The sequence below is a fragment of the Pseudarthrobacter sp. MDT1-22 genome (assembly GCF_054511035.1).
Genome location: NZ_JBTNDK010000030.1, coordinates 11,980 through 34,894 on the forward strand (window position 1 = coordinate 11,980; position 22,915 = coordinate 34,894).

Annotated in this window: 23 protein-coding genes; 12 read left to right on the forward strand and 11 right to left on the reverse strand. The window is 65.1% G+C overall.

What is annotated here, in order from left to right:
- Positions 1-77: 77 nt before the first annotated feature.
- Positions 78-1,385, forward strand: a complete 1,308-nt coding sequence (locus ACX80M_RS18035) for a helix-turn-helix domain-containing protein (RefSeq protein ID WP_459310107.1) — start codon at positions 78-80, stop codon at positions 1,383-1,385.
- A 43-nt stretch (positions 1,386-1,428) separates the two neighbouring features.
- Here ACX80M_RS18035 and ACX80M_RS18040 read toward each other — a convergent pair whose 3' ends face one another.
- From ACX80M_RS18040 to ACX80M_RS18070, 7 genes are all read right to left on the reverse strand, one after another.
- A complete protein-coding gene (locus tag ACX80M_RS18040) occupies positions 1,429-2,097 on the reverse strand; it encodes a DsbA family protein (RefSeq protein WP_252599939.1) in 669 nt (222 codons plus the stop codon).
- Between the two features lie 82 nt (positions 2,098-2,179).
- Positions 2,180-2,611, reverse strand: a complete 432-nt coding sequence (locus ACX80M_RS18045) for a hypothetical protein (RefSeq protein WP_459310108.1) — start codon at positions 2,609-2,611, stop codon at positions 2,180-2,182.
- Between the two features lie 124 nt (positions 2,612-2,735).
- Positions 2,736-3,503 carry an amino acid ABC transporter ATP-binding protein gene (locus ACX80M_RS18050; RefSeq protein ID WP_252599950.1) on the reverse strand — a complete coding sequence of 256 codons (768 nt, stop codon included), beginning with the start codon at positions 3,501-3,503 and terminating at the stop codon, positions 2,736-2,738.
- 17 nt (positions 3,504-3,520) lie between these two features.
- On the reverse strand, positions 3,521-4,486 hold the full coding sequence (locus ACX80M_RS18055) for an amino acid ABC transporter permease (RefSeq protein ID WP_459310109.1): 966 nt from the start codon (positions 4,484-4,486) through the stop codon (positions 3,521-3,523).
- Complete coding sequence (locus ACX80M_RS18060; protein ID WP_252599937.1) at positions 4,483-5,274, reverse strand: ABC transporter substrate-binding protein; 792 nt, start codon at positions 5,272-5,274, stop codon at positions 4,483-4,485. Before ACX80M_RS18060 ends, ACX80M_RS18055 begins: the two co-directional genes overlap by 4 nt.
- A 276-nt stretch (positions 5,275-5,550) precedes the next feature.
- Positions 5,551-6,282 carry an SDR family NAD(P)-dependent oxidoreductase gene (locus ACX80M_RS18065; RefSeq protein WP_308216174.1) on the reverse strand — a complete coding sequence of 244 codons (732 nt, stop codon included), beginning with the start codon at positions 6,280-6,282 and terminating at the stop codon, positions 5,551-5,553.
- Positions 6,279-7,685 carry a DUF6421 family protein gene (locus tag ACX80M_RS18070; protein ID WP_252599936.1) on the reverse strand — a complete coding sequence of 469 codons (1,407 nt, stop codon included), beginning with the start codon at positions 7,683-7,685 and terminating at the stop codon, positions 6,279-6,281. Before ACX80M_RS18070 ends, ACX80M_RS18065 begins: the two co-directional genes overlap by 4 nt.
- Positions 7,686-7,912: 227 nt before the next feature.
- Between ACX80M_RS18070 and ACX80M_RS18075 the strand changes: the two genes are divergently transcribed.
- The 7 genes from ACX80M_RS18075 to ACX80M_RS18105 all read left to right on the forward strand — a co-directional run bounded on the left by ACX80M_RS18075 (position 7,913) and on the right by ACX80M_RS18105 (position 14,071).
- Positions 7,913-9,142, forward strand: coding sequence for an MFS transporter (locus ACX80M_RS18075; protein WP_252599935.1), 1,230 nt, complete (start codon positions 7,913-7,915; stop codon positions 9,140-9,142).
- A gap of 4 nt (positions 9,143-9,146) precedes the next feature.
- Positions 9,147-9,506 carry an ArsR/SmtB family transcription factor gene (locus tag ACX80M_RS18080; protein WP_252599934.1) on the forward strand — a complete coding sequence of 120 codons (360 nt, stop codon included), beginning with the start codon at positions 9,147-9,149 and terminating at the stop codon, positions 9,504-9,506.
- Positions 9,507-9,707: 201 nt separating this feature from the next.
- A complete protein-coding gene (locus ACX80M_RS18085) occupies positions 9,708-10,022 on the forward strand; it encodes a heavy-metal-associated domain-containing protein (protein ID WP_252599933.1) in 315 nt (104 codons plus the stop codon).
- A 70-nt stretch (positions 10,023-10,092) separates the two neighbouring features.
- Positions 10,093-11,766 carry an HAD-IC family P-type ATPase gene (locus tag ACX80M_RS18090; RefSeq protein WP_459310110.1) on the forward strand — a complete coding sequence of 558 codons (1,674 nt, stop codon included), beginning with the start codon at positions 10,093-10,095 and terminating at the stop codon, positions 11,764-11,766.
- A 77-nt stretch (positions 11,767-11,843) separates the two neighbouring features.
- On the forward strand, positions 11,844-12,329 hold the full coding sequence (locus ACX80M_RS18095; protein ID WP_252599931.1) for a hypothetical protein: 486 nt from the start codon (positions 11,844-11,846) through the stop codon (positions 12,327-12,329).
- Positions 12,330-12,485: 156 nt separating this feature from the next.
- Positions 12,486-13,106 carry a DUF305 domain-containing protein gene (locus tag ACX80M_RS18100; protein ID WP_252610557.1) on the forward strand — a complete coding sequence of 207 codons (621 nt, stop codon included), beginning with the start codon at positions 12,486-12,488 and terminating at the stop codon, positions 13,104-13,106.
- A gap of 80 nt (positions 13,107-13,186) precedes the next feature.
- Positions 13,187-14,071, forward strand: coding sequence for a F510_1955 family glycosylhydrolase (locus tag ACX80M_RS18105; protein WP_252599929.1), 885 nt, complete (start codon positions 13,187-13,189; stop codon positions 14,069-14,071).
- Positions 14,072-14,212: 141 nt separating this feature from the next.
- Here the strand turns inward: ACX80M_RS18105 and ACX80M_RS18110 are convergent, their stop codons facing one another.
- Positions 14,213-14,911: a hypothetical protein gene (locus ACX80M_RS18110; protein WP_252599928.1), complete on the reverse strand. Its 699-nt coding sequence runs from the start codon at positions 14,909-14,911 to the stop codon at positions 14,213-14,215.
- A 202-nt stretch (positions 14,912-15,113) separates the two neighbouring features.
- Here ACX80M_RS18110 and ACX80M_RS18115 point away from each other — a divergent pair, with 202 nt between their 5' ends.
- Positions 15,114-15,755 carry an arsenate reductase/protein-tyrosine-phosphatase family protein gene (locus tag ACX80M_RS18115; protein ID WP_252599927.1) on the forward strand — a complete coding sequence of 214 codons (642 nt, stop codon included), beginning with the start codon at positions 15,114-15,116 and terminating at the stop codon, positions 15,753-15,755.
- Between the two features lie 389 nt (positions 15,756-16,144).
- Positions 16,145-17,254, forward strand: a complete 1,110-nt coding sequence (locus ACX80M_RS18120; RefSeq protein WP_252599926.1) for an LCP family protein — start codon at positions 16,145-16,147, stop codon at positions 17,252-17,254.
- 420 nt (positions 17,255-17,674) lie between these two features.
- Here ACX80M_RS18120 and ACX80M_RS18125 read toward each other — a convergent pair whose 3' ends face one another.
- Positions 17,675-18,094: a hypothetical protein gene (locus ACX80M_RS18125; RefSeq protein WP_252599925.1), complete on the reverse strand. Its 420-nt coding sequence runs from the start codon at positions 18,092-18,094 to the stop codon at positions 17,675-17,677.
- Positions 18,095-18,494: 400 nt separating this feature from the next.
- Between ACX80M_RS18125 and ACX80M_RS18130 the strand changes: the two genes are divergently transcribed.
- Positions 18,495-20,735, forward strand: a complete 2,241-nt coding sequence (locus tag ACX80M_RS18130; RefSeq protein ID WP_252599924.1) for a S9 family peptidase — start codon at positions 18,495-18,497, stop codon at positions 20,733-20,735.
- Between the two features lie 45 nt (positions 20,736-20,780).
- On the opposite strand, the gene ACX80M_RS18135 is transcribed toward ACX80M_RS18130, so the two are convergent.
- Together ACX80M_RS18135 and ACX80M_RS18140 are read right to left on the reverse strand one after the other, a co-directional pair.
- Positions 20,781-21,248, reverse strand: a complete 468-nt coding sequence (locus ACX80M_RS18135; RefSeq protein WP_252610561.1) for an SRPBCC family protein — start codon at positions 21,246-21,248, stop codon at positions 20,781-20,783.
- A gap of 201 nt (positions 21,249-21,449) precedes the next feature.
- On the reverse strand, positions 21,450-22,007 hold the full coding sequence (locus ACX80M_RS18140) for a GNAT family N-acetyltransferase (protein WP_252614609.1): 558 nt from the start codon (positions 22,005-22,007) through the stop codon (positions 21,450-21,452).
- Between the two features lie 565 nt (positions 22,008-22,572).
- On the opposite strand from ACX80M_RS18140, the gene ACX80M_RS18145 reads away from it, so the two are divergent.
- A partial coding sequence (locus ACX80M_RS18145; protein WP_459310111.1) for an NAD-dependent epimerase/dehydratase family protein occupies positions 22,573-22,915 on the forward strand: 343 nt, incomplete at its 3' end.

A 22,915-nucleotide genomic window follows, 5' to 3' on the forward strand; every position in this document is an offset into this window, starting at 1 on the left:
TCGGGTTACACGGGCCTCCCCCCTTTCCTGCGGGGTCTTCGGGCAGATCGATTCGACGGCGAGTTGGGAGTAGACGCATGCAGCACGCGTTGGCGCCTGATCCCGGGCTCCGTTTCTCCTCTCCCCTGGAGTACGCCAGGACGCTCCGCAGCGCGCAGGATGCCACGCTGGCCGGCTCGCCGGATCCTGCGTTTTCGCCGTCATTGCTTGAGTCGTGGCGCCGCTCCCTGGCTCTGGGAATCAACCCCGAGCAGCACAGTCCGGTGCATCTGCATGACGTTTCTGAAGCCCGTTCTTTGGGCGCCGGACACCGCCTGGCATCCGTGGTTCCGGCGTTGTCCCAGATGCTCGCCGATGAGTCCGCCGCGGGCCGCCACCTGCTGATCGTCACTGACCATCTGGGCGAGGTGCTGTGGCGGGTCGGCAGCGGGTCAGCGTTGCGGCAGGCCGACTCACTGGAGTTTGTGGAAGGTGCCGACTGGTCCGAGTCCGGCATCGGCACCAATGCCATCAGCGAGGCGCTTATTACCGGGGGCCCGGCCCAGTTGTTTTCGGCCGAGCACCTGGTGCGGACCCACCACGACTGGGCCTGCACCGCCGCCCCGATCCGCGACCCTTTCAGCGGGGAGATCGTCGGCGTGCTGGATGTTTCGGGGCCGATCGACACCGTGACGCCGGACAGCCTGCGGATGGTGCGTTGCGGCGTGCGGCTGGCCGAGGAGCTGTTGAGGTCCGCAGGCCCGACGGCGGAACTGAGTCCGCGTGCCGCCGTCGGACTTTCCCGTCCCGGCACCGCCTCTACGCTGTTCCTGCGGCTGCTCGGCGACAAGCCGACAGCAGAGCTCGACGGCGGCCGTGGCATTCCGATCACGCTGCGCCGAGCCGAAATACTGGCGTTGCTGGCCTCGCGAACACAGGGCTGGAGCGCCGAAGAGCTGGCCTACCAGCTGCACGGCGAGGACGGAGCGGCCGCGACAATTCGGACGGAAATGCACCGGATCCGTGCGGTGTTGGGTGCCGTGGTGGAGCCCAATCCGTACCGTTTTGCCGCTGGCGTGACTGTGGTGTCCGACGCCGACGCTGTGGCCGGGTACTTGCGGGCCGGCCGCCTCGGCGAAGCGTTGGCGGCGTACCCGGCCCGCCTGCTCAACCGCTCGAATAACCTGGCCGTTGAGCTCATGCGTGACGAATTGAATGAGGCTGTTGCGGCCTCGGTCCGTTCCAGCGGAGATGCCGACCTGATCTCACGCTGGTGCGCCAGCGATATGGGCTCGTGCGACATCGCCGCCGCTTCCGCGTTGGCACGATTGACCGGTCCTGAGGACGCGCGTTTCCAGTTGGTGCGGGCCCGAATGGACCGGATTGATCGGGAGTTGCGGGCTTAAGTTTGGCGCCGCCCCCGATGTTGCACGGCACTAACCACAGCCGCTACCGGACGGCGTCGTCGAGCAACTGCCGGAACTGGGCTTCGGTGTTGAGGACGAGTTTTTCGCCGTTCAGGAAGAACGTCGGGGTGCCGGTAACACCGAGGGCTTTTCCGTCCGCGATGTCCCGGCGGATCCGTTCCTTGGTGTCCTCGGCGGCAACATCCTGATCGAACCGGGCCATGTCGAGGCCGAGGCCTTCCGCGTAGGTCCGGAAGAGGGCGGCCTGGGAGTCCTGCTTTTCGCCCCACTCGGGCTGGGTCGCGAAAAGCTTCGTGACCATCGGTTCGTAGTGGCCCTGACGCGCGGCGGCTTCGACAGCGAGCGCTGCCGTGCCGGAGTTCGGGTGTCCGGGCAGGGGGAAGTAGCGGAGGACGAACGTGATCCGGTCCCCGTAGTCCTCCTTCAGCTCCGTCACCAAAGGCTCGGCGGCGCGGCAGGCCTCGCACTCGAAGTCCAGAAACTCAACCAGCTGGGCTTTCTCGGCCGGTGGGCTGGTGAGCCGGTGGCTGTCTTCCCTCACCACCGGGGAATCAGCGGCCGCCGGGGGCACGGGCGTGGCGGGTTTGTTCGCGGTAAACACGGCGAACCAGATCAGACCCACAGCCACGAGGACCGCCAGAATGGTCCAGATAGCGACGCGGACGTTGCGCGCGACAGTGACGGCACTCATCGGCCAGTGTTCCCCCTCAGCTTAGAACCCAGTACCTCAATCATAGCCAGAGCGCCACCGCACCGACGGTTTTGACCTGCGGCTACTCCGGTTCGCGCGACGCATCGCTGAGGCGCTCCACCAGCCGGTGCGCAACCGCAAAGCCGCGCGTCCCAGGCTTCCCCGCGTCCGGGCTGACGGCACCCACGTCCGCGCCGTCGTCGGCCCTCACACGCTCCCACCTGTACAACTCGTCAACGACGAACCGCCACGCCGGTGGCGGCAGCGCAACGGTAATCTCGTCATCGGTGGGCGGCCAGCCGCCCCAGCCGTCCTTATTCCGCGGGTGGGCGCGGGTTGCCGCCCAGCCCGCCGCGCGGATCGCGTGGCCCTGCCCGACGACGGTCTCGGCGCCGTCCACGGCAGCAATGGCGACGGTGTTGTCAATGGTCCCGTCGATGAACAGCCAGTCCTCCACGCTCATGGTCAACGCGAGCAGATCCTCCTCCTGGTTGTCCGCTCCGGGGTTCGTCACTGCGTCACTCCAACTGTTCCCATTCCACGAATCTAGACCAACATCATCCTTCACCGTAGGCACCAATGCCGGTCCGGGCATGATCCGCTTCGGACATCACGCCCGGACCGCCTGGGTTGAGCCGTCAGAGAACTTTGGAGAGGAACTCCTGGGTGCGGGCCTGCTGCGGATTGGCGATGACGTCGCGCGGCTTGCCGCTTTCGACGACGATGCCGCCGTCCATGAAGGTCAGGGTGTCTCCGACCTCGCGCGCGAAGCCGATCTCGTGGGTGACCACGATCATAGTCATGCCGGACTTGGCCAGGTCTTTCATCACGTTGAGCACTTCGCCCACGAGTTCCGGGTCCAGGGCCGAGGTCGGCTCGTCGAAGAGCATCAGTTCAGGCTCCATCGCCAATGCACGGGCGATGGCCACGCGCTGCTGCTGGCCACCGGAGAGCTGCGCGGGATAGTGGTTGGCGTGGTTTCCGAGACCGACACGGTCCAGAAGTTCCATCGCGCGTGATCTGGCCTTCACCTTGGATTGCCGCTTGACTTGGGTGGGCGCCTCGATAATGTTCTGTAGCGCCGTACGGTGCGGGAAGAGGTTGAAGCGCTGGAAGACCATGCCGATCTCCCGACGCTGGGCGGCGATCTCTTTGATGGTCAGGTCATGCAGGCGGCCGCGGTTCTCGCGGTAGCCGATCATTTCTTCGCGGACGTGGATCCGGCCGGCGCTGATGGTTTCCAGCATGTTGATGCAGCGCAGCAACGTGGACTTCCCGGACCCGGACGGGCCGATCAGGACGGAAACCTCGCCCTGCCGGACCGTCATGTCGATCCCGCGGAGCACATGGTGCTCTCCGAAGTACTTGTGGACCCCGTCAATCCGGACGAGGGCCTCCTTCGTCATGAGGTCGTTGGTGATGGTCACGGTAGCTCATCCTTTATTTTGGGTGCTTTGGCTGCGGCGGCCGCAGGGGTCGGCTTGACCGGGGCAGGGACGATGTTGTCCACGCCCTTTCCGAAGTGGCGCTCAACGTAGTACTGGCCCACCATCAGGATGCTGGTGATCACCAGGTACCAGAGGGCGGCCACGATCAGCAACGGAATGGGCAGGTAGCTGCGGTTGGCGATGCCGTTGGTTGCGAATGTCAGGTCCAGGGTGAACGGCACCGCGAGCACCAGCGAGGTGGTCTTGAGCATCCCGATGGTCTCATTGCCGGTGGGTGGCACGATGACGCGCATGGCCTGGGGCAGAATGATCCGCCACATGATTTTGGACTTGCGCATCCCCAGGGCCTCGGCGGCTTCCATCTGGCCGGAGTCGACGGACTTCAGGCCGGCGCGGAAAATTTCGGCCAGATAGGCTGACTCGTTCAACCCCAGTCCCAGGATTGCTGCCATGAAGGCGGTGATTACGTCCTGGGTGCTGAAGCTGAACAGTTCCGGTCCGAACGGAATCCCCAGGGCGATCTTGGGATAAAGAACGGAGATGAGGCCCCAGAACACCAGCTGGGTGTAGACCGGTGTGCCGCGGAAGAACCAGACCCAGGTCCAGCTCACGCCGCGGAACAGGGGATTGTCCGACTGGCGCATGAAGGCCAGGAGAACGGCCAGCAAGATGGCGATCGCCATCGAGAGGACTGTCAGCAGCAACGTCCAGCCGATGCCCTGGATGACGAGCACGTCCATGAAATAGGTGCCGACGATGTCCCAGCGGAAATTGGTATTGGTGACCAGGCTCTGGCCCAGCAGCGCGGCGAACAGCAGGATGAGGACGGCGCCGGCCCAGCGGCCGGGATGGCGGACCGGAACGGCGTCGATCAGTTCCGGTTTCCGGTGCGCGGCAATGGTCCTGCGGTCGCTGGTATCGGTGGGTGCGAGGCTGCTCAATTCCCTACCGCCGGGTTCACTTCAGACTTCGTGACGGCGCCCGTGGTGTTGCTCCAGGTGTCCAGGATTTTCCCGTAGGTCCCGTCGCTGATGAGTTTGTTCATGACGTTTTTCATGAGCTCGGACAGGGCGGTGTCGCTCTTGGCGACCGCGATACCTTGCGGTGCCGCAGCGTAAACATCGCCCAGGGGCTCCAGCTTGCCGCCGGTCTGCGAGAGGGCATAGCCGATGATGGGGGAATCGGCGGCCATGGCGTCGATGCTGCCGTTCACCAGACGGGTGGTCACATCTGTCTGCGTTTTCAAAGTGACGACGTTGACGCCCGGTTTTCCGGCATCCGTGCATGCCTTGGACCGGCCGGAGACGTCGGGGTCCTCCTGGGTGGTGCCGGTCTGCACCCCTACGGTTTTGCCGCAGATGTCATCGACGCTGAAATTCTTCGGGTTGCCCTTCTGGACGGCCCACAACGTGCCGGCATTGAAGTAGCTGACCATGTTGACGGCCTTCAGACGCTCCGCGTTGATTGTGAAGGAGGAGATTCCCAGATCGTACTTGGCACCGAGAGCGGGCAGGATTCCCGTGAATTCCGACGTCTGGACCTTGACCTTCAGGCCGAGGGTCGCACCGATGGCCTTGGCGAAATCCACGTTGTAGCCCACCGGGGTCTGGCCATCGGCGCCGCCCAGGGATTCGGCAGGTGCGTACGTTGTGTCGGCACCCACCGTGAGGGTGCCCTTGCTCCTGATGGCCTCAGGTACGCTCGCGGCGAGGGCATCGTCCCTGGCCACAGAGGCGGGATCAAAGCCAGTGGAACCCGGGGCAGCTCCCCCCGAGGTCTGTGATGCATTGGTGCAACCGGTCAGAGCAAGAAGGCCGATGGCGAGACTCGCCAGTGCCTTTGTCCTCTTGGACGGAGAAAACGACATTGTTTACCTCTTGGTTGGTGTGGCCCATGAATGGGATTGTTTTCTGACTGCCTGCACGCAGGTCGGCGTGCGGGCGCGCCGGTACTGGCGCTTGGTCGATCTCCCTACCTGCTTGCCGGTCGGGACATAGGTGAAAGATCAGACCAGGGGTAGGCGGGAACCGTTGAGTTCGGCGGCGGACCTGCTGAACAGGGCGGCCGAAGCGGCTCCGAGATCCTTCACATGGGTGAATCCCGGGAATTTCCGGTCGGGCTGGGAAGCCTTCATCTTGTCGTCGACGAGGGCCTTGACCACGAACACGACGGCAGCTGACCGCTGCGGTTGCCGGTGGTTCGTGCTGCCGGATTGTGAGCTGCGGAAGCCGTCGGCCACCGCCAGCGTCCAGGCCTCGGAAGCGGCCTTGATCGCTGCGTAGGCGGCACCACCTGCTGAGGGATTGGCAGCTGCCTGGGCAGACACGATGGCCAGCCGGCCCGCCGGGGACTTTTCAAGGTCGTCGTAGAAGGCGCGGCTGGTGTTTCGCAGTGTCGTCAGGACGCTGGTGTGCAGAAAGTCCCAGTCGGAGTCCTCCTGCCCAGGTATGCCGTCGCCGCCGCGCCAGCCGCCCACCAAGTGGATCAGGCCATCGAGGGGTCCAAGGTCCCGGCGGACCGAGGACGCCAGTTCCCGGACGGCCGCGGGTTCTGCGAGGTTGCAGGTGTAGCCGGTGACGTTGGGCCAGGACTGTGCGAGGTTTTGCACGCGCTCAGTGTCCAGGTCCACGGCGGCGACGCGGAATCCGGCGCCGCTGAGGGCCGATACGACGGCGGTCCCGGCCTCGCTGGTGGAGCCGGCCACCATGACCGTCCTGGGTCCGTCGGGAGCCATCATGCCGCGTCCTTGCGGCTGTTGCCGCCGTTGGGCTCGCCGGTGATTCCGGCCGTGGATTCGATGACGTTTCTCATCTTTTTCTCCAGTGCTTCGTAGAACATTGAAAGTGGGAACTCGTCATCAAGCACCTGGTCGGTCAGGCCCCGAGGAGGGCCGTCAAGGGCCAGCGCCTGGGGCCCCTTGGCCCAGTGGGATGCGGGGTTCGGGGTGACTGTGGCGCTGATGAATTCATAGGCCGCAAGCCAGTGAGCGGTTTTCGGGCGGTCAATTGAACGCCAGTACAGCTCCTCGATCCGCTTCCCGAGTTCGATAACTACTTCTGGCGCTTCCGACCAGTCGATGGACAGTTTCGAGTCCGTCCAATGAAGCACGTTGTGCTGGTGCATCCAGGCGAAAAGGAGCTGACCGCCAAGGCCGTCGTAATTGCGGACCCGGTTTCCTGTCATCGCGAACCGGAAAATCCGGTCGAAGATTACGGCATACTGGACGAGTTTCGCGTGGTTTCGCGCCTCCGGCGGCGCGTTCTCATCCCTCTCGATACGGACGGATTCACGGAATGCCGTCAGATCGCACCGCAGCTCTTCCAGGGTGTAGAGAAAGTACGGCATCCTCTGCTTGATCATGAACGGATCAAACGGCAGATCCCCGCGCATGTGCGTCCTGTCATGGATCAGATCCCACATCACGAAGGTTTCCATGGCCAGCTGAGGGTCTTCAAGCAGCCGCCGCGCTCCGTCGGGGAGAGTGAGGGACGTGATGTCGCTGGCTGCGGCCACCACCCTCCGGAACCGCTCAGCCTCGCGATCCGCGAAAATACCACCCCAGGTGAACTGCGGCGTTTCACGGACGGCTACGCTCTCAGGAAACAACACCGCCGAGTTCGTGTCATAGCCTGGTGTGAAGTCGATGAAGCGAATGGGTACGAAAAGCTGGTTCGAATACTCTGCACCTTCGAGTTCAGCGATGAACTCCGGCCACACTACTTCGAACAGCACGGCCTCCACGAAGCGGTTCGGGCTGCCGTTCTGCGTATACATAGGGAAGACCACCAGATGCGGCAGTCCGTCGATTCGGTGCTGCTGTGGCTGGAATGCGAGCAGAGAATCCAGGAAGTCCGGGACCCCGAACGAGGAGGCAGCCCACCGCTCGAAGTCAACTTCGAGCCGGGCCAGATACTCCGCATCGTGCGGGAACGAAGGGGCCAAATCCCTGATTGAAGCGGTGATCGTGGCGACCTCGTACAGGGCGCGGTCATGGTCCCCCGGATCAGGTATCGAGCCGTCCTTCACCTGGATCTGCTGCAGTTCTCCGGCGGCCCGTTTCAGCTCGGTCCAGGACGAGTTTGAGGCAAGCAGGGTCCCTGTTGAGGAGCGGGATACGTTTTGTGCTTGTGTTGCAGTCATTGCTACGGCGTCCTTCCTTCTCTGTGACCCGCGTAACACTAGTGAACAGAAAGACATCTTTATCTAAAAACAGGGGCACAGTAAGCAAGTCTTAGTCTAGATTCGGGAAATAGAGCTGGTGACCAAGAGTTTCCCGTGCACCCGTTCAAGGTTGGCCCTGTACGGCACTGGGGTTTAGCCGTCTACAATAGGTGCATAGGTACGCACATATTGATTGAGGGATCCTTATGATCGAAGTTCTGGCCGTCCGCGCCTACCGGAAGCTCTTCTCAGCCCAGATTGTTGCGTTGCTGGGGACCGGTTTGCTGACTGTGGCCCTCGGACTGCTGGCGTTCGACCTTGCAGGAGCGCAGGCCGGGGCCGTGCTCGGGACAGCGCTGACCATAAAGATGCTGGCCTACGTCTTCGTCGCGCCAGTCATGGCGGCACTGGTGGAAAAGCTGCCAAAAAAGCCGGTCCTGGTTGCAGCGGACCTGATCCGTGGCGGAATCGCCCTGATGCTGCCCGCGGTGGATCAGGCCTGGCAAATCTATGTGCTGATATTTGTCCTTCAGAGTGCCTCGGCTACGTTCACGCCGGCCTTCCAGTCCCTGATCCCCGTGGTGCTGCCCGATGAACGGCAGTACACGCGGGCCTTGTCACTCTCTCGTCTCGCGTATGACCTGGAATCCCTGGTCAGCCCGGCCCTGGCCGCAGGACTCCTGTCCGTACTTTCCTTCCACGAACTTTTTCTCGGCACCGTGGCGGGCTTTGTGTTCTCTGCGGCATTGGTGGTGACCACCAGACTGCCTGCAGCACCGGCGGCCCGTCAGGAAGGATCACTCTGGCACCGCACCACCCTCGGCGCGAGGATCTTCGCGAGAACGCCGGAACTGCGCGGCCTCCTGGCTTTGAACCTGGCCGTGGCGGCCGCTACATCCCTCGTGCTGGTCAACACGGTGGTCTATACCCGGGACCTGTTCGCAGGATCCAACGCCGACGTCGCCATTGCCCTGGCCTGTTACGGCGCCGGTTCGATGGCCGTCGCGCTCAGCGCACCCTGGGCGCTGGACCGGTTGGCCGACCGTTCGTTGATGATGTCCGGAGCTGCGCTTCTTGGCCTTGGCCTCGCCGGCACGTTTGTCCTGCTGGCGACGGCCGGTCCGTGGCTGATGCTGCTGGGGCTCTGGGCGGCACTCGGCGCCGGGAACTCGATGATCAGCACCCCTTCGGCCCGGTTACTGCGCCGCTCCGCAACGGAAAGCACGCGGGCCTACATCTTCACCGCCCAGTTCTCCCTCTCCCACGCGTGCTTCATCATCACCTACCCGGTAGCCGGCTGGATCGGCGCGTCCGCCGGCCAGCCCGCAGCCGCCGCCGTCCTGGCAGTGGTGGCTATGATCAGTACAGCAGCGGCCGTGAAATTCTGGCCGGCTGCCTCCAGGACCGGCCCAGAACCGGCCATCATGAAAGGGTGATCCGGTGGAAGAGGCCCAAGTCGTCACCACACCGAGCCTTCACCATCCCCGGCTCCCTGATGCCCGCCGACTGGATGCCGCCACGGCCACGTTCCGGATGCTCTCCGATCCCACCCGCCTGCACATTCTCTGGCTCCTGACCCAGGAACCGGCCGACGTCACCACCCTGGTGGAACGCACCGGAGCCTCCCGGACCTCAGTCAGCCAGCATCTGGCCAAGCTCCGCTTCAGCGGCCTCGTCAGCACGCAGAAGGTCAGTCGCAGGGTGGTCTACAGCATCGCGGACGGCCATCTGGCCCGACTTGTCCTGGAAGGCCTGAACCACGCCGACCACACCGTCACCGGGGAACCCAGCCACGGCTGACTGTCCTGGCGGTAAGGCGAGCGCTCGGCCGCCCGCTCCCCCGGTGCTGTGGGCGTCGGCACATTGCAAGATATACCCCATGGGGGTATTCTTTGGGTGTTGCCAGTGAAGTGGTTTGTCCAGGCCCTTGCAATTCCGGCCCTTACAGCCGTTCAACCCCAGCACCTCATCACACCTCTCTTGCAAAAGGACAGAACTGATATGAGTGCATCCCCGGTCCGGACCGAACTGCCCATCGTTGCAGCTGAAACTGCAGGGTGCAGTTGCTGCTCCACCCCTTCAGCGAAGCAGCTGTCACCCCAGGCAGAAGGTACGGAGTACTCCGTCACCGGCCTGACGTGCGGTCACTGTGTCCAGACCGTTGAAAAGGCAGTCACCGCGCTCGACGGCGTGACATCAGCCGCCGTCGAACTCGTCGCCGGCGGGACCTCGCGCCTAAGCGTCTCCGGGCCCCACACGGAAACCTCCGTCCGGGACGCCGTCACCGCCGCCGGGTACAGCCTCAGCAGCAGGTAGTCCACCTCCCGCCCTGATGACAGTCCTGCTGACGCCGTCAGGGAACACTCCCCCCAACAGGAGGGCACCAATGGAAAACCACCACGATCACCACGGCGGGAAAGACCACGCCGGCCACCAGCCCCCGAGCCCCGTACCGGGCCAGGCAACGGCGGTGGCAAGCCCGCCCGTAGATCACGCCGGCCACGCCCACGAGCAGCATGGTGCTCACGACGACGACCACGCGGTCCACAGCCACGGGCAGCACGCCGGGCACAGTACCGCCATGTTCAAGAACAGGTTCTGGCTCACCCTGGTCCTGTCCGTGCCCGTGGTGTACTTCAGCCCGATGGTCGGCCACCTCCTGGGCTATGAGCCCCTGAAATTCCCCGGCTCAACGTGGATCCCGGCCGTGCTGGGAACGGTGATTTTCCTCTACGGAGGCCAGCCGTTCCTCAAAGGCGGACTGCAGGAACTGAAGACCCGGAGCCCGGGGATGATGCTGCTGATCGCCATGGCCATCACCGTCGCGTTTGCCGCGTCCTGGGTCACTAGCCTGGGCATCGGCGGGTTCGACCTGGACTTCTGGTGGGAACTGGCGCTGCTGGTCGCGATCATGCTGCTGGGCCACTGGATCGAAATGCGGGCCCTCGGTTCCGCGCAGGGCGCCCTGGACGCCCTCGCGGCCTTACTTCCGGATGAGGCCGACCGCATCACCGGCTCCGGCACGGAGACCGTGCCCGTGTCCGAACTCCGCGAAGGCGACATTGTCCTGGTCCGGATGCGGACCATCGACGTTGTCCTCTTCGATAAGACCGGTACCCTCACCACCGGCGAACCGGACCTGAAGGACATCGCCGCCGTTGCGGGCGGGGATACAGACCGCCTGCTGGCCCTGGCCGCTGCGGTGGAATCCGACAGTGAACACCCCGTAGCACGGGCCATCGTCCGTGCCGCCCGCCATCGGAACCTGACCATCCAGGATGCCACTGGTTTCTCGTCCCTCATCGGCCGGGGCGTCCGTGCCACCGTGGACGGGCGGACAGTTCACGTCGGCGGACCCGCGCTCCTGCGCGAGCTCGGCGCCGTCGAGCCTGAACCGCTGGCCCGCTCCACCCGGACGTGGATGGACCGCGGCGCCGCCGTGCTGCACGTGATCGACGGGAACAGTGTCCTGGGAGCCGTCAGCCTCGAAGACGCCGTCCGCCCGGAATCCCGGCAGGCAGTGGCGGCTCTGCAGAACCGGGGCATCAAGGTTGCCATGATCACCGGTGACGCCCGGCAGGTGGCCCTGGCCGTCGCCGAAGAGCTGCACATTGACGAAGTCTTCGCCGAAGTCCTCCCGGCGGACAAGGACAAAAAGGTCGCCGAGCTCCAGGGCCGCGGGCTGAAAGTGGCGATGGTGGGCGACGGCGTCAACGACTCCCCGGCCCTGGCCAGGGCTGAAGTCGGCATCGCGATCGGCGCCGGCACGGACGTGGCGATGGAATCGGCCGGCGTGGTGCTGGCCGGCAATGACCCCCGCGCGGTGCTGTCCATGGTGGACCTGTCGCGGGCCAGCTACCGGAAGATGTGGCAGAACCTGATCTGGGCCACCGGCTACAACGTCTTGTCCGTCCCGTTGGCCGCGGGCGTGCTGGCCTTCGCCGGGGTGGTGCTGTCCCCCGCGGCCGGCGCTGTGCTGATGTCAGTGTCCACCATCGTGGTGGCGTTGAACGCCCAGCTGCTGCGCCGCGTGAAACTGAATCCCGCGCAGGTACGTTGAACCAGCGAACCACCCGGCAAAGGTCAACCCGGTACGGTTAAACCAAAAGGCCCGCCCACACGAGCAGGAGGAACGCCATGGCAGCAACAGCACCCGGCCCCTTCATGGCGCTCCTCCGGCGTGCAGGGCTGCTGACCGGGCTGCTCGCTGTCATCGCCGGGATTTTCGGGATGCACATTATGTCCGGCGCCCACACCATGCCCACGGCGGCCTCTGCCGGCACGGACATGACCCTGACGCAGATCCAAGGCTCCCATGCTGTACATGGGGGCCACCCGGCAGCCCAGTCCTCCACTGCCGACGCTCTGGTGGCACCGCTGGATCCGGCGGCACCGGTGTCCGGGACGGCGTCGCCCTGCACGTCTCCCGGCAGCTGCCCGGCGATGGCCGCCGGGGACGCTGCCTGCGTCCTGTCCCCGGCGAACACTTCCCTGTCGGCACCGCTGCCCGGCAGCACGCCGTTCCCGGCCTTCAACGTCACCGGTGCCGCCGTGGCCACTACCACCTATGCCTATCTACCGGGCAGTCCTTCCCCCGGCGACCTCTGCATCAGCCGGACGTAAAACTGCCCTGCGCCGCGTCCTGTCCGGCGCACCCTGCGCAGCCACTGACGCTGCCCAGCCACCCCGCATACGCCGGGGCCGGCCAACCCGGCCCCACCACCGCACGCATCCGCAACGGCGCCTGACGCCGGCTGACTTCGAAGGACCCTGATTTTGATGAAAAAGACCCTGACCATTTCCGCCCTCACCATCGCTACGGCGATTGCCCTGGCCGGCTGCTCCACCGGTTCCGCCGGTTCCGACGGAGGCAGCGTGCCGGGCATGAACCACGGCAGCTCCGGAATGTCCTCCAGCTCTGTCCCGGCAGCTGCCGACTTCAACGCAGCCGACGCCGTGTTCGCCCAGACGATGATCCCGCACCACGCCCAGGCCGTGGAAATGTCGGACCTGATGCTGAAGAAGGAAGGCATCCCGGCGACGGTGAGCGCCCTGGCCACCAGAATCAAAGCCGCCCAGGGGCCCGAAATCGAGAAAATGACGAGCTGGCTTAAGAGCTGGAACCAGTCCACGGAAGTGCCGTCTGCGATGGCTGGCGGGCACAGCATGTCCGGCATGATGGGCGAGGAGGACATGACCGCCCTCGGTGCGGCCCAGGGCACCGAGGCGTCCAGGCTGTTCCTGACCCAGATGATCGCCCACCACGAAGGCGCTGTCATGATGGCCAAGACCGAAAGCGCCGAAGGAAAGAACCCCGAAGCGGTCCAGCTGGCCAAAGACATCGTGACGGCCCAGGAAACCGAAATCCAGGAAATGAAGGACCTGCTGGCCACCCTGTAGCCAGCACCCCCAGGCACCGGCCCGGCCACGGGCCGGTGCCTGACCACCCATACTTTTCGTTCCGCCACCTGGAGAATCCCATGCCCGCGCGCACATTCAACCGTTACCGTCCCGCTTCGGCCGCCGCCGCGGCGACCGCATTTCTGCTCACTGTTGCCGCCTGCACACCCGCTTCGTCGCCGGCCGCGAGCACCGCTGCCCCGACCAACTCCGCGTCCGGCCTGCCCAGCAGCCACATACACGGCCTCACCGTGAACCGCGAAACGGACCAGGTTCTCCTGGCCACCCACGATGGTCTCTACGACGTCACCGCACATCCCGCCACCAAAATCGGCAGCACCAACGACCTGATGGGCTTCACCGCAGGCCCTGGCCAAGGCCTGTTTTACGCCTCGGGCCACCCTGGGCCGGGCTCAGACCTGCCTAACCCACTGGGCCTGATCCAATCCACCGACGGCGGCAAGACCTGGGAGCAGCTCTCCCGCCAAGGCGAATCGGACTTCCACGCACTCACCTCGGCCAAGTCCGGCATCGTGGCCTTTGACGGGACCCTGCGCACGAGCCCTGACGGGAAGACCTGGTCCGTTCAGGCCGCCGGCTTCAGCCCGGCGGCCCTGGCCGCGGACCCATTCAGTGACACGGTCCTGGCGACCACCCGCGACGGGGTGCAGCGCTCCACCGACGGCGGCAAGACCTGGGCCCTCACCCCGGCCGCCCCGGTGATCCAGTTCGTGACCTTCGCCAGCCCCACCGAAGCCATAGGCGTGGAACCGGACGGTTCCGTACATTATTCGGCTGACGGCGGGGCCACCTGGTCCCGGACGGGGCGGATCGAAGGGGAGGTCCAGGCGATAGCGGCGGTGGAGGGTTCAGGCGCGAACCCTTGGGTCTGGGCCGCCACCTCTGCCGGACTGGTCGTATCCACGGACGGCGGGGCCACCTTCCGCGCCTCGGACGCCGTCTGACCCGGTCACGGGAAGGCAGCAGGAAGGGCCTGTCCGCGGAGTGCGGGCAGGCCCTTCCTCTTGCCGTTCATTGCCATCTTCAAGCCCAGCACGGCACTGGGGTAAGCCTTGCTGGGGCCCGAAGAGCGGGGAAATGCGCGCTTAGCGCAGGACGCCGCAGGCGGCGGGGTCAGTGGCCTCTGCCGGGAGGTTCGGGTCAAGCTCACTGGCACCTTCAGGATCGCTGAAGTTGTAGGTTCCGTTGGCGTCGTAATCCACTCCGTGAATCACCAGGACGCCCTCGCCTTCGCGGACGGAGTCAGCGATCTGCTTGGCGGTACCGAGCCCGCCGGCACCGGGGTAGCCGGTCCCGGCTACATCAGTAAATTCGATGTTGTCCCGGCTGTAGTCATAGCTGCCGTCCTGGGAGACGGGGAACCGGGAAACGTCCAGGAAACTGGCGGGGGTGGTGTCACCGGTGGTGTTGAGCGAGACCACAACCGGGCCGTAGGCCGGAACACCCTCGACAGTATTCAGCCGTCCGTCACCGTTGCTGTCCAGCGCCAGCGTGGGGCACTCGTTCAGGGCCTGGTTGCCGTAATGGATGTGCTGGGCGTGCGGGGCATCGGGCGTCAACCCGGTGGCGTGGACCTCGATGTGCTGGATCTTCTGGTTGCGGACAACAGCAGTGGCTGTGCCCGCAGCCCCGGAGCCGTTAAGCTCCGTGAGGGTGGCTCTCAGCGTGACTGTTTTCTCCGCGGACTTTGGGCTCTGGGCCATTACCGGCATGGCACCCAGCGACGCAGCCGCCAGCAGTGCCACACCGGCACCACCAAAAACCAACTTTGTATTCCGTTTCACGATTCACTCCTTGGTCAGCGCCAACAGGGGAATCCCTGTAGTCAAGTGTGATTCGTACCACCATGCCTACAAGGATGGGTCTTCGCTCGAAATATCACGACGGCGGCATCCGGGTGCTGGGGGCGTCGGCACCCGCACGTGTTAAGTTGAAAGGTACGACGGGCCGCACCGGTCCGGCGCATCGGCTGGAAAGAGAAGTTCCGTGGAATCCCCCTCATCTGCCCCCGCACCCGTGAGGATCCTGACGGTCTGCACCGGCAACATCTGCCGTTCTCCCGTGGCCGAACGGCTGTTGCAGGCCGGGCTGGACCAGGTGATGCCGGGCGGATTTGAGGTCACCAGCGCCGGAACCCGGGCCATGGTGGGCGATCCGATGCAGCCGCTGTCCGGCGACATCGTGCGCACCTTCGGCGGGAACCCGGACGGTTTCGTCTCGCGGCAGCTGACCAGCAAGATCCTGCGCGGTGTGGACCTGGTCCTCACCATGACCTCGGGCCACCGCGGCGAAGTGCTCCAGCTGGACGCCTCCCTGCTCAAGCGCACCTTCACCATCCGCGAGTTTTCCCGCATGCTCGACGTCCTGGACGAGCGTGCGGACAGTGCCGCAAACGTTCCGGTAGCGGACGACGGCGGTAGTCCCCTCAGTGCCAACACCGCCTTCTGGCGGGGGCTGCCCGCGCGCGCTGCGTCCGTCCGGCACCTGTCACTGCCCGCGGATTCTTCCGAAAACGACATCATCGACCCCTACCGGCGCAGCCCCGAGATCTACCACCAGATGGAGGACGAACTGGCTCCGGCCATTGTTTCCATTCTGCGGCACGCGCGCCTGAACACTCTCGCCTAAACGCTCCCGGGCAAGCCGGCGTTAGCGAGGGGCAGGCGCCGCCTCAGGAGTAACCCCTGCAACCAAGGGGAAGAGCACACCTGCCAGAAACAGCAGGCTGGCCAGGAATGGGATGAAAGAGCAGCCCCTGGACCGTATTCAGCCGCTTGCCCATTCGCTTGTAACGCTCGTACTGCTTCTCCCAGGCCGCCCGGCTGGTGACAAGCAGAACCGGCTTCGTATTTTCCATCAGATCCCCCACAGATATCCCGTTCCTGACCAAGAGCCTAGTCCGCCCCGCACTGCGGGGCTTTCCACTGAACCCGGCGAGCCGCCGTCGTACGTTACAGCATGGAAACGACACGCTCCGCGTTGTAGCCGTAACCGGGTCCGAGGGCGGACACTAAGTCATGGCGAGCACCCCAAGCGGTCCTGATCCGATCGGCCCCGGCAATTCCGGCCCCGAGCCTGCTGCGCCTGCCGCACTGAAACGGCGCCGAATGATCGCGGCGGCGCTGTCGCTGCTACTGGTTGCGGTCGTCGCCGTGTCCGCCCTGCTGTTCACCAAGCCTGCCGCGGAAGTTGCGGCCCCGGTGCCCACCATCACTGACACCGCCACCCCCACTCCTTCGGAGACGACACCGCCACCGCCCCCAGCACCGGCCCCTCCCCCGCCGCCCGAACCCATCGCGGAACTCCCCGCCACGCCCATGAACATCCTGGTGATCGGCAGCGACAGCCGCGCGAACGCCCGGGAGCAGGCAGCCCACACCGCAGCCACGGGCGAATCGCAGGACCACCGCGCCGACACGCTCATGCTGGTTCATGTCCCGGCCGACCGCCGCAGTGTGCACGTGGTCTCCCTCATGCGCGACCTGTACGTAAGCATCCCCGACTACGGGTTCTCCAAGATCAACGACAGCCTGCAAGTGGGCGGCATACCGCTCGCGACCCGCACGGTGGAGTCCCTGATGGGGACCCACATCGACCACACCCTCATGCTGGACTTCCACGGTTTCAAGACGCTCACCGACGGGCTGGGCGGAATTGACGTGAACGTCACCGTGCCGTTCCAGTCCACTCACGAAACGCAGCACGTTTTCACACCGGGGGTGAACCACCTCGACGGCCAGGCGGCACTGGAATTCGTCCGCGAGCGCTACGCCTTCGTCGACGGCGACTTCCAGCGGGTCAGGAACCAGCAGACGTTCCTCCGCGCCATCCTCGCCCGGCTCACCAGCGACGGCGCCCTGCACGACGTGACCGCGGTGCGGGCCCTGGTGAATTTCGCATCCGGCTACCTCACAGTGGACCAGGGCTTTGATCCTGTGGGCGTCGCGATCCTGGCCTACGGCATGCGCGGCATCGACCCCAACGCCGTGGTGAGCCTGACCCTGCCGACTGCCGGGGTGGGCACAGCACCAGGAGGGGCGTCGGTCGTATTCCCGGACTACGGCGGGATCGCCCAGGTGGCGGCTGCCATGCGCGAAGGCCGGCTGCCCGAGTACGCGGGCGGGTAGTACGCCGGGCAACACGGTCCGGGTACTGGCGGGCACCAAGTGAAACGGCCCTTGGCTGTGCCAGGGGCCGTTTCATCGGTGACTTAACTCCGGGTGGGATCCGGGCGCAGCGGTGCGGGCCCCGGATCCGGGACGGGCAGCGGTCCGGGAGGTTCCGGCGTCGGGCTGGGCCTGTCCGGTCCCGGGTGGCCGGGATGGGTGGGCCCCGGATTGAAGGGGTCCGGGCCTGGTTCCGGCGGGAACGGCTCTGGTTCGTGCACTGGCGGGATGGTCATGGAACTTCCCCTCTCACGCTGGGCGGGTACGCCTTTGCGTGATCAGGATACGCCTGCCCCGCCATCAACGCTCTCTCACATCCTGCAGAAATTTCCCGAACCCTCTCTCACTCCGGCTGTGAGTGCGTTCTAGTCCGACCTGCTTCTAGGCCGGACGGCGCAGTCGGACCGGGCGGGAAACCGGCGCCTTGGCTGCTTGGTCGGCTTCCTGCATCCGCGGGACGGCAAACGTCACCACCAGGCGCGCGTCGGCGTCGTTGTCGGTGGACCTGATGGTCAGGCTCCTAGTGCCGGGCGGCACGGACGGGGTGAAGACCTGCAGGTTCCGGGAGCCCACGCTGGCGGAGTCCCGGAATGTGTATTGCGTGCCCCAATGGTCTTCGATGGCAATTTCCGGGATGGCTCTCCCGGCAGCGGACTCCACGTGGATGTTGACCACAAGGCAACTGCTCCAGACTTCGACGGAGAGCACCGTGAACTCGGCGCCCCGTGCCAGGTGCAAGCCGTACGTGGGCGGCAGGAGCATCTTCCGGAGGGTGCCTTTCGGTATTAGGTTTCGCATCATCGCCCCCAATATTACTAAGAGTGCTTACAATTAGCCCGCGATTATTACGCCCTGTCAAGGTCCCTGCTCCGCGTTCTGCGGCAACCCGCACCAGCATGGCCAGGGACGCATAAAAGTGGCCCCCGGCCAGGCCGGGGACCACCGTATCGGAAGGGTCGCCCGCAGACTGCCGATGCGCTATCTGGCGCTGTGGCGTGCCGAAACGGCTAACCGCCCTAAGAGGCAGATGAAAAAGAACGCGTCCGGATCCTCCCGGTAATGCCGTTCTAGCACCCGGCGAAGGGCGATTCAAGGGGTTCCGGCCGGTAACTTAGCGGCCCGTCCGGCCCGGCTGCAGGAGGGCGCTACCCCGGTAGCGAACGGCGGCCATTTTGTCCGCCCGGCTCTATATATTGAAGGCATGACCCAGACTCCGCTGCAGGATTCCGCCACTTCGTCCGCCGCCTCCTCCCCCGCGCCCCCAGTGGCCAAGAAGGTCCCGCACGAGCGGACGCACCACGGCGACACTTTCGTGGACAACTACGAGTGGCTGCGCGAGAAGGAATCTGCCGAAGTGGTTGAGCACCTGAAGGCCGAGAACGCCTACCAGGAGGCCATCACCGCCCACCAGGAGCCGTTGCGCGAGGCCATCTTCCAGGAAATCAAGGGCCGCACGCAGGAGACAGACCTGTCTGTCCCAAACCGCAAGGATGGCTGGTGGTACTTCAGCCGCTCGGTTGAGGGCAAGGAGTACGGCATCCAGTGCCGCGTCCGCGCCCAGGACACCGGCAACCCCGTTGCCGACTGGACTCCCCCCGCAGTGGAGGCCGGCGTCGAAATCCCCGGCGAGGAAGTGCTGCTGGACGGCAACATCGAGGCCGAAGGCAAGCCGTTCTTCTCGGTGGGCGGATCGGCCGTCACGGTGGACGGGAACCTCTACGCCTACGCCGTGGACAACGCCGGCGACGAACGTTTCACCCTCCACATCAAGGACCTCCGCACCGGGGAACTCCTCCCGGACGTCATCGAGAACATCTTCTACGGCGTCAGCTTCTCTCCCGACGGCACGCGCATTTTCTACACCGTGGTGGACGATTCGTGGCGCCCGTACCAGGTCAAGTCCCACGTCCTGGGCACGCCGGTCTCCGACGATGAGGTGATTTATCAGGAGGACGACGTCGCCATGTGGTTGGGCTTTGAGCTCTCCTCTGACAGGCGCCACCTCGTGCTGGGCATCGGCTGCTCCGAGTACAGCGAGACCCGCCTGCTGCGTTTCGATGACCCGACGGCGGCCCTCACCACCGTGATTTCGCGGGACGAGCGCGTCCTCTACGAGGCTGAGCCGTTCCTGCTCACCGGTCCTGACGGCGAAAAATCAGAACGCATTCTGCTCACCCACAACCGCGGTGCCATCAACTCCATGGTCTCCCTGGTGGACCCCGCCGAGCTCGCCAAGCCGTTGGCCGAGCAGCACTGGAGTACCGTCGTCGAGCATTCCGACGACGTCCGCGTCAACGGTGCCGGCGTCACCTCCACGCATCTGATTGTGTCAGTCCGCAAAGACACCATCGAACGCGTCCAGGTGATGGGACTGGCCGGCCTCGGTACGCCCGCTCAGGAAGCTCCGGTGGAACCGGCGTTCGACGAGGAGCTGTACACGGCCGGCGTCGGCGGTTCGGACTACGAGGCACCGGTCATCCGGCTGGGCTACACGTCGTACTTCACGCCGTCGCGCGTCTACGATTTTGTGCTGCCCACCCCGGCGCAGCCCGCCGGCGAACTGCTGCTCCGCAAGGAAAGCCCGGTGCTGGGTGGCTACGACGGCAGCGACTACGTGGCCACCCGCGAATGGGCCGACGCCGCGGACGGCACGCGGGTCCCCCTTTCTGTTCTGCGGCACAGGAGCGTCAAACAGGATTCGACGGCGGCGGGCCTGGTCTACGGGTACGGCTCCTACGAGCTGAGCATGGACCCCGGTTTCGGCATCGCGCGGCTGTCGCTGTTGGACCGCGGCGTGGTGTTTGTGATCGCGCACATCCGTGGTGGCGGCGAGCTGGGCCGGCACTGGTATGAGGACGGCAAGAAGCTCGCCAAGAAGAACACCTTCACCGACTTTGTGGACGCCACCGACTGGCTGGCCAAGTCCGGGTGGGTGGATCCGTCCCGGGTTGCGGCGCTGGGCGGCTCGGCAGGCGGGCTGCTGATGGGCGCGGTGGCCAACCTGGCACCGGAAAAGTACGCCGCGGTGGTGGCGCAGGTGCCGTTCGTGGATGCCCTCACCACCATCCTGGACCCGGAGCTTCCGCTGTCCGCCCTGGAGTGGGAGGAATGGGGAAACCCCATCACGGACCCCGCGGTGTACGCCTACATGAAGTCTTATTCGCCGTACGAGAATGTGCATTCAGTTGCGTACCCCAAGGTGGCTGCGGTGACGTCCTTCAACGACACCCGCGTCCTGTACGTGGAGCCGGCCAAATGGGTCCAGGAGCTGCGGAACAAGACCACCGGCGCGGAGCCGGTGGTGATGAAGATCGAAATGGACGGCGGCCACGGCGGCGCGTCCGGGCGCTATGTCCAATGGCGCGAGCGGGCGTGGGACTACGCGTTCATCGCCGACTCCCTCGGCGCCAAGGACCTTCTGCCCGGGGCCGGCCTCAAATAACCCCATCGGACCCCTGGATTTCGACCGGGCGCCAACCACCCGCCGTCAGGCGTCGCTGCTCCCCAGCTCCGGATGCTCAGTCAGCAGTTCCGCCAACGTCTCGAGGTTGGCGCGGACCGTCCTGGCCTGGGCTTGTTCCACGAACCGGTCGGCCAGTTTGCCGAACACCCCGCCCAGGCCAGACGCCGCATCGATCCGGAAGTTCAGGCGGGTCCCGTCACCTTCAGGTTCCAAGACATTGGTGACAGTGAATTCCAGCTTTCCTTCCACCGAGCGGGACACAAAGCGAGTTGGAGGCTGGAATTCGATGACCTCCGTTGTCCAGTCGAATTTCCTGCCCACCACCTTGCTTGCGCCCTTAACCCGGGTTCCGACTGCAACGGGCTCGGTCCCGACCGTTTCGGCATGGACGGCCGAGGAGTCCCAGACGGGGATGTTTTCGCCCTTTGACAGGAAATTGAAGACTTCCTGTGGAGGGCGGGCAATGTAGACAGTTTCTTCCACGGTGGGCATCGGATTCTCCTTGGACACGCCTGTTGCCAGCCCGGCTTGGCCGGCAGCTAGGCACAGGAAAAGTCTGTCCCCGGCGCCTGAGGCCGTCAATGGCCTGAGATAACCCATCGATTGCTCCGTAACCGCCGTTTTCAGGGGTCAAAAGGGCCGTTACGGAGCAACCGGTCAGATCTCGACAGGCTCGATCACCGCGTGCGTCGATCACCGGCGCCGCGCGCGCCATTCGTCCTCGAGGATCGCGTACATCAGCTCAGTGGCCCACTGGCCCTTGTAATGCCACTTGTCCACCAGCCGGGCCTCCAACCGCATGCCCAGCCGTTCGCATAGAGCGGCGGAGGCGGTGTTCAGGGCGTCGAGCTTTGCCTCGATCCGGTGCATCCCCAGTTCCTCGAACCCCAGCTTCAGCACCGCATCCGCGGCCTCGGCCCCGTAGCCCTTGCCCCGCGCGGCCGGCGCCAGGCTCCATCCGACTTCGCCCTGCCCGCTGCCCGGCAGCCACTTCAGCACAACCTCGCCGAGGAGTCCCGGGCCGTCCACGGCCTCGAGGGCCAGGCATATCCAGTCACCCTCCTTCTCGAAGACGAAGTTGGCGTACTTGCCCACGGACTCCATACACTTGGTGTAGCTCTTGGCCTCCCCCGGCAGGAAGCGGGCCGTCTCGGGCAGCGAATGGTAGGCATGGAAGGCATCCAGGTCCGCACCTTCGAACCGGCGCAGGATCAAACGCTCGGTGCGGATGGGCAAAGTGATCTCAGGCATGGAATGAGGCTACGCCATGCCCCATCGGTTGCTCCGTAACCGCCGTTTTCAGCGCCCACAAGGGCCGCTAGGGAGCAATCGATGAAACGACGACGACTGTCACTCCGACGGGGATTCTGCACTCTTCGCGTCGCAGCGCGGGAACCTGCCGGGCGCCGCTGGTGGAAGCTATGCCCGCCTGATCTGGCGTCAGCCTTGACCGCATTGCCTTCAGGAAATTTCCAAACTCCCCGCTCTGACCCATGTCGTCCATTCTCCGTCGTCGCGCCGCTGCTTTCTATAACGAAGGTAGGTCTGGCAGTCCTAGGAAAAGCAGGGCGGGGCAACCCTGCTGACAGGTATCCACAAAGTGCGTAGCGTCGTGCCCATACCCCTCACGAAAGCCGTTTCCGGGCTGGGATCGTTCGGCTAGTTGCCGTCTACACCAGGCCGCATGGGCCATCGAACCCCAGCCGCCGACCCTGACCGGGAGTCGAGCGGGGTTGTCCCGTTGTGCTGGGACTTAGCGCTTTGGCGGCGGGCCAGATCGGTCCCGCCGAGTAACACCATCTGAAGGAGCATACCCATGAGAATTGCAGTGACCGGCGGAAGCGGAAAACTCGGACGGCACGTGGTCCGCAGGCTGACCGACGACGGCCACCAGGTGTTGAACCTGGACCGGGCCGGGGAAAGGAGCCCCGGGCTGGCCATCGTGGACCTGCGCAACTATGGCCAGGTCCTTGACGTGTTCCTGGGTCTCGACGACCGGCATGACGGCTTCGACGCAATCGTCCATCTGGGAGCCATTCCCGCACCGGGCATGAGTCCGGATGCCGCCACCTTCGAGAACAACATGCTCTCGACCTACAACGTCTTCCAGGCGGCGCGCCGGGCCGGCATCAAGAAGGTGGTTTACGCCTCCAGTGAGA

Bases quoted from the DNA above. Each gene is read 5' to 3' on its own strand.
- ACX80M_RS18130 (WP_252599924.1), top strand. From the start codon at position 18,495: ATGACCCAGACTCCGCTGCAGGATTCCGCCACTTCGTCCGCCGCCTCC.
- ACX80M_RS18075 (WP_252599935.1), top strand. From the start codon at position 7,913: ATGATCGAAGTTCTGGCCGTCCGCGCCTACCGGAAGCTCTTCTCAGCC.
- ACX80M_RS18135 (WP_252610561.1), bottom strand. From the start codon at position 21,248: ATGCCCACCGTGGAAGAAACTGTCTACATTGCCCGCCCTCCACAGGAA.
- ACX80M_RS18090 (WP_459310110.1), top strand. From the start codon at position 10,093: ATGGAAAACCACCACGATCACCACGGCGGGAAAGACCACGCCGGCCAC.
- ACX80M_RS18095 (WP_252599931.1), top strand. From the start codon at position 11,844: ATGGCAGCAACAGCACCCGGCCCCTTCATGGCGCTCCTCCGGCGTGCA.
- ACX80M_RS18050 (WP_252599950.1), bottom strand. From the start codon at position 3,503: ATGACGAAGGAGGCCCTCGTCCGGATTGACGGGGTCCACAAGTACTTC.
- ACX80M_RS18065 (WP_308216174.1), bottom strand. From the start codon at position 6,282: ATGATGGCTCCCGACGGACCCAGGACGGTCATGGTGGCCGGCTCCACC.
- ACX80M_RS18105 (WP_252599929.1), top strand. From the start codon at position 13,187: ATGCCCGCGCGCACATTCAACCGTTACCGTCCCGCTTCGGCCGCCGCC.
- ACX80M_RS18035 (WP_459310107.1), top strand. From the start codon at position 78: ATGCAGCACGCGTTGGCGCCTGATCCCGGGCTCCGTTTCTCCTCTCCC.
- ACX80M_RS18125 (WP_252599925.1), bottom strand. From the start codon at position 18,094: ATGATGCGAAACCTAATACCGAAAGGCACCCTCCGGAAGATGCTCCTG.
- ACX80M_RS18120 (WP_252599926.1), top strand. From the start codon at position 16,145: ATGGCGAGCACCCCAAGCGGTCCTGATCCGATCGGCCCCGGCAATTCC.
- ACX80M_RS18040 (WP_252599939.1), bottom strand. From the start codon at position 2,097: ATGAGTGCCGTCACTGTCGCGCGCAACGTCCGCGTCGCTATCTGGACC.
- ACX80M_RS18140 (WP_252614609.1), bottom strand. From the start codon at position 22,007: ATGCCTGAGATCACTTTGCCCATCCGCACCGAGCGTTTGATCCTGCGC.
- ACX80M_RS18100 (WP_252610557.1), top strand. From the start codon at position 12,486: ATGAAAAAGACCCTGACCATTTCCGCCCTCACCATCGCTACGGCGATT.
- ACX80M_RS18085 (WP_252599933.1), top strand. From the start codon at position 9,708: ATGAGTGCATCCCCGGTCCGGACCGAACTGCCCATCGTTGCAGCTGAA.
- ACX80M_RS18070 (WP_252599936.1), bottom strand. From the start codon at position 7,685: ATGACTGCAACACAAGCACAAAACGTATCCCGCTCCTCAACAGGGACC.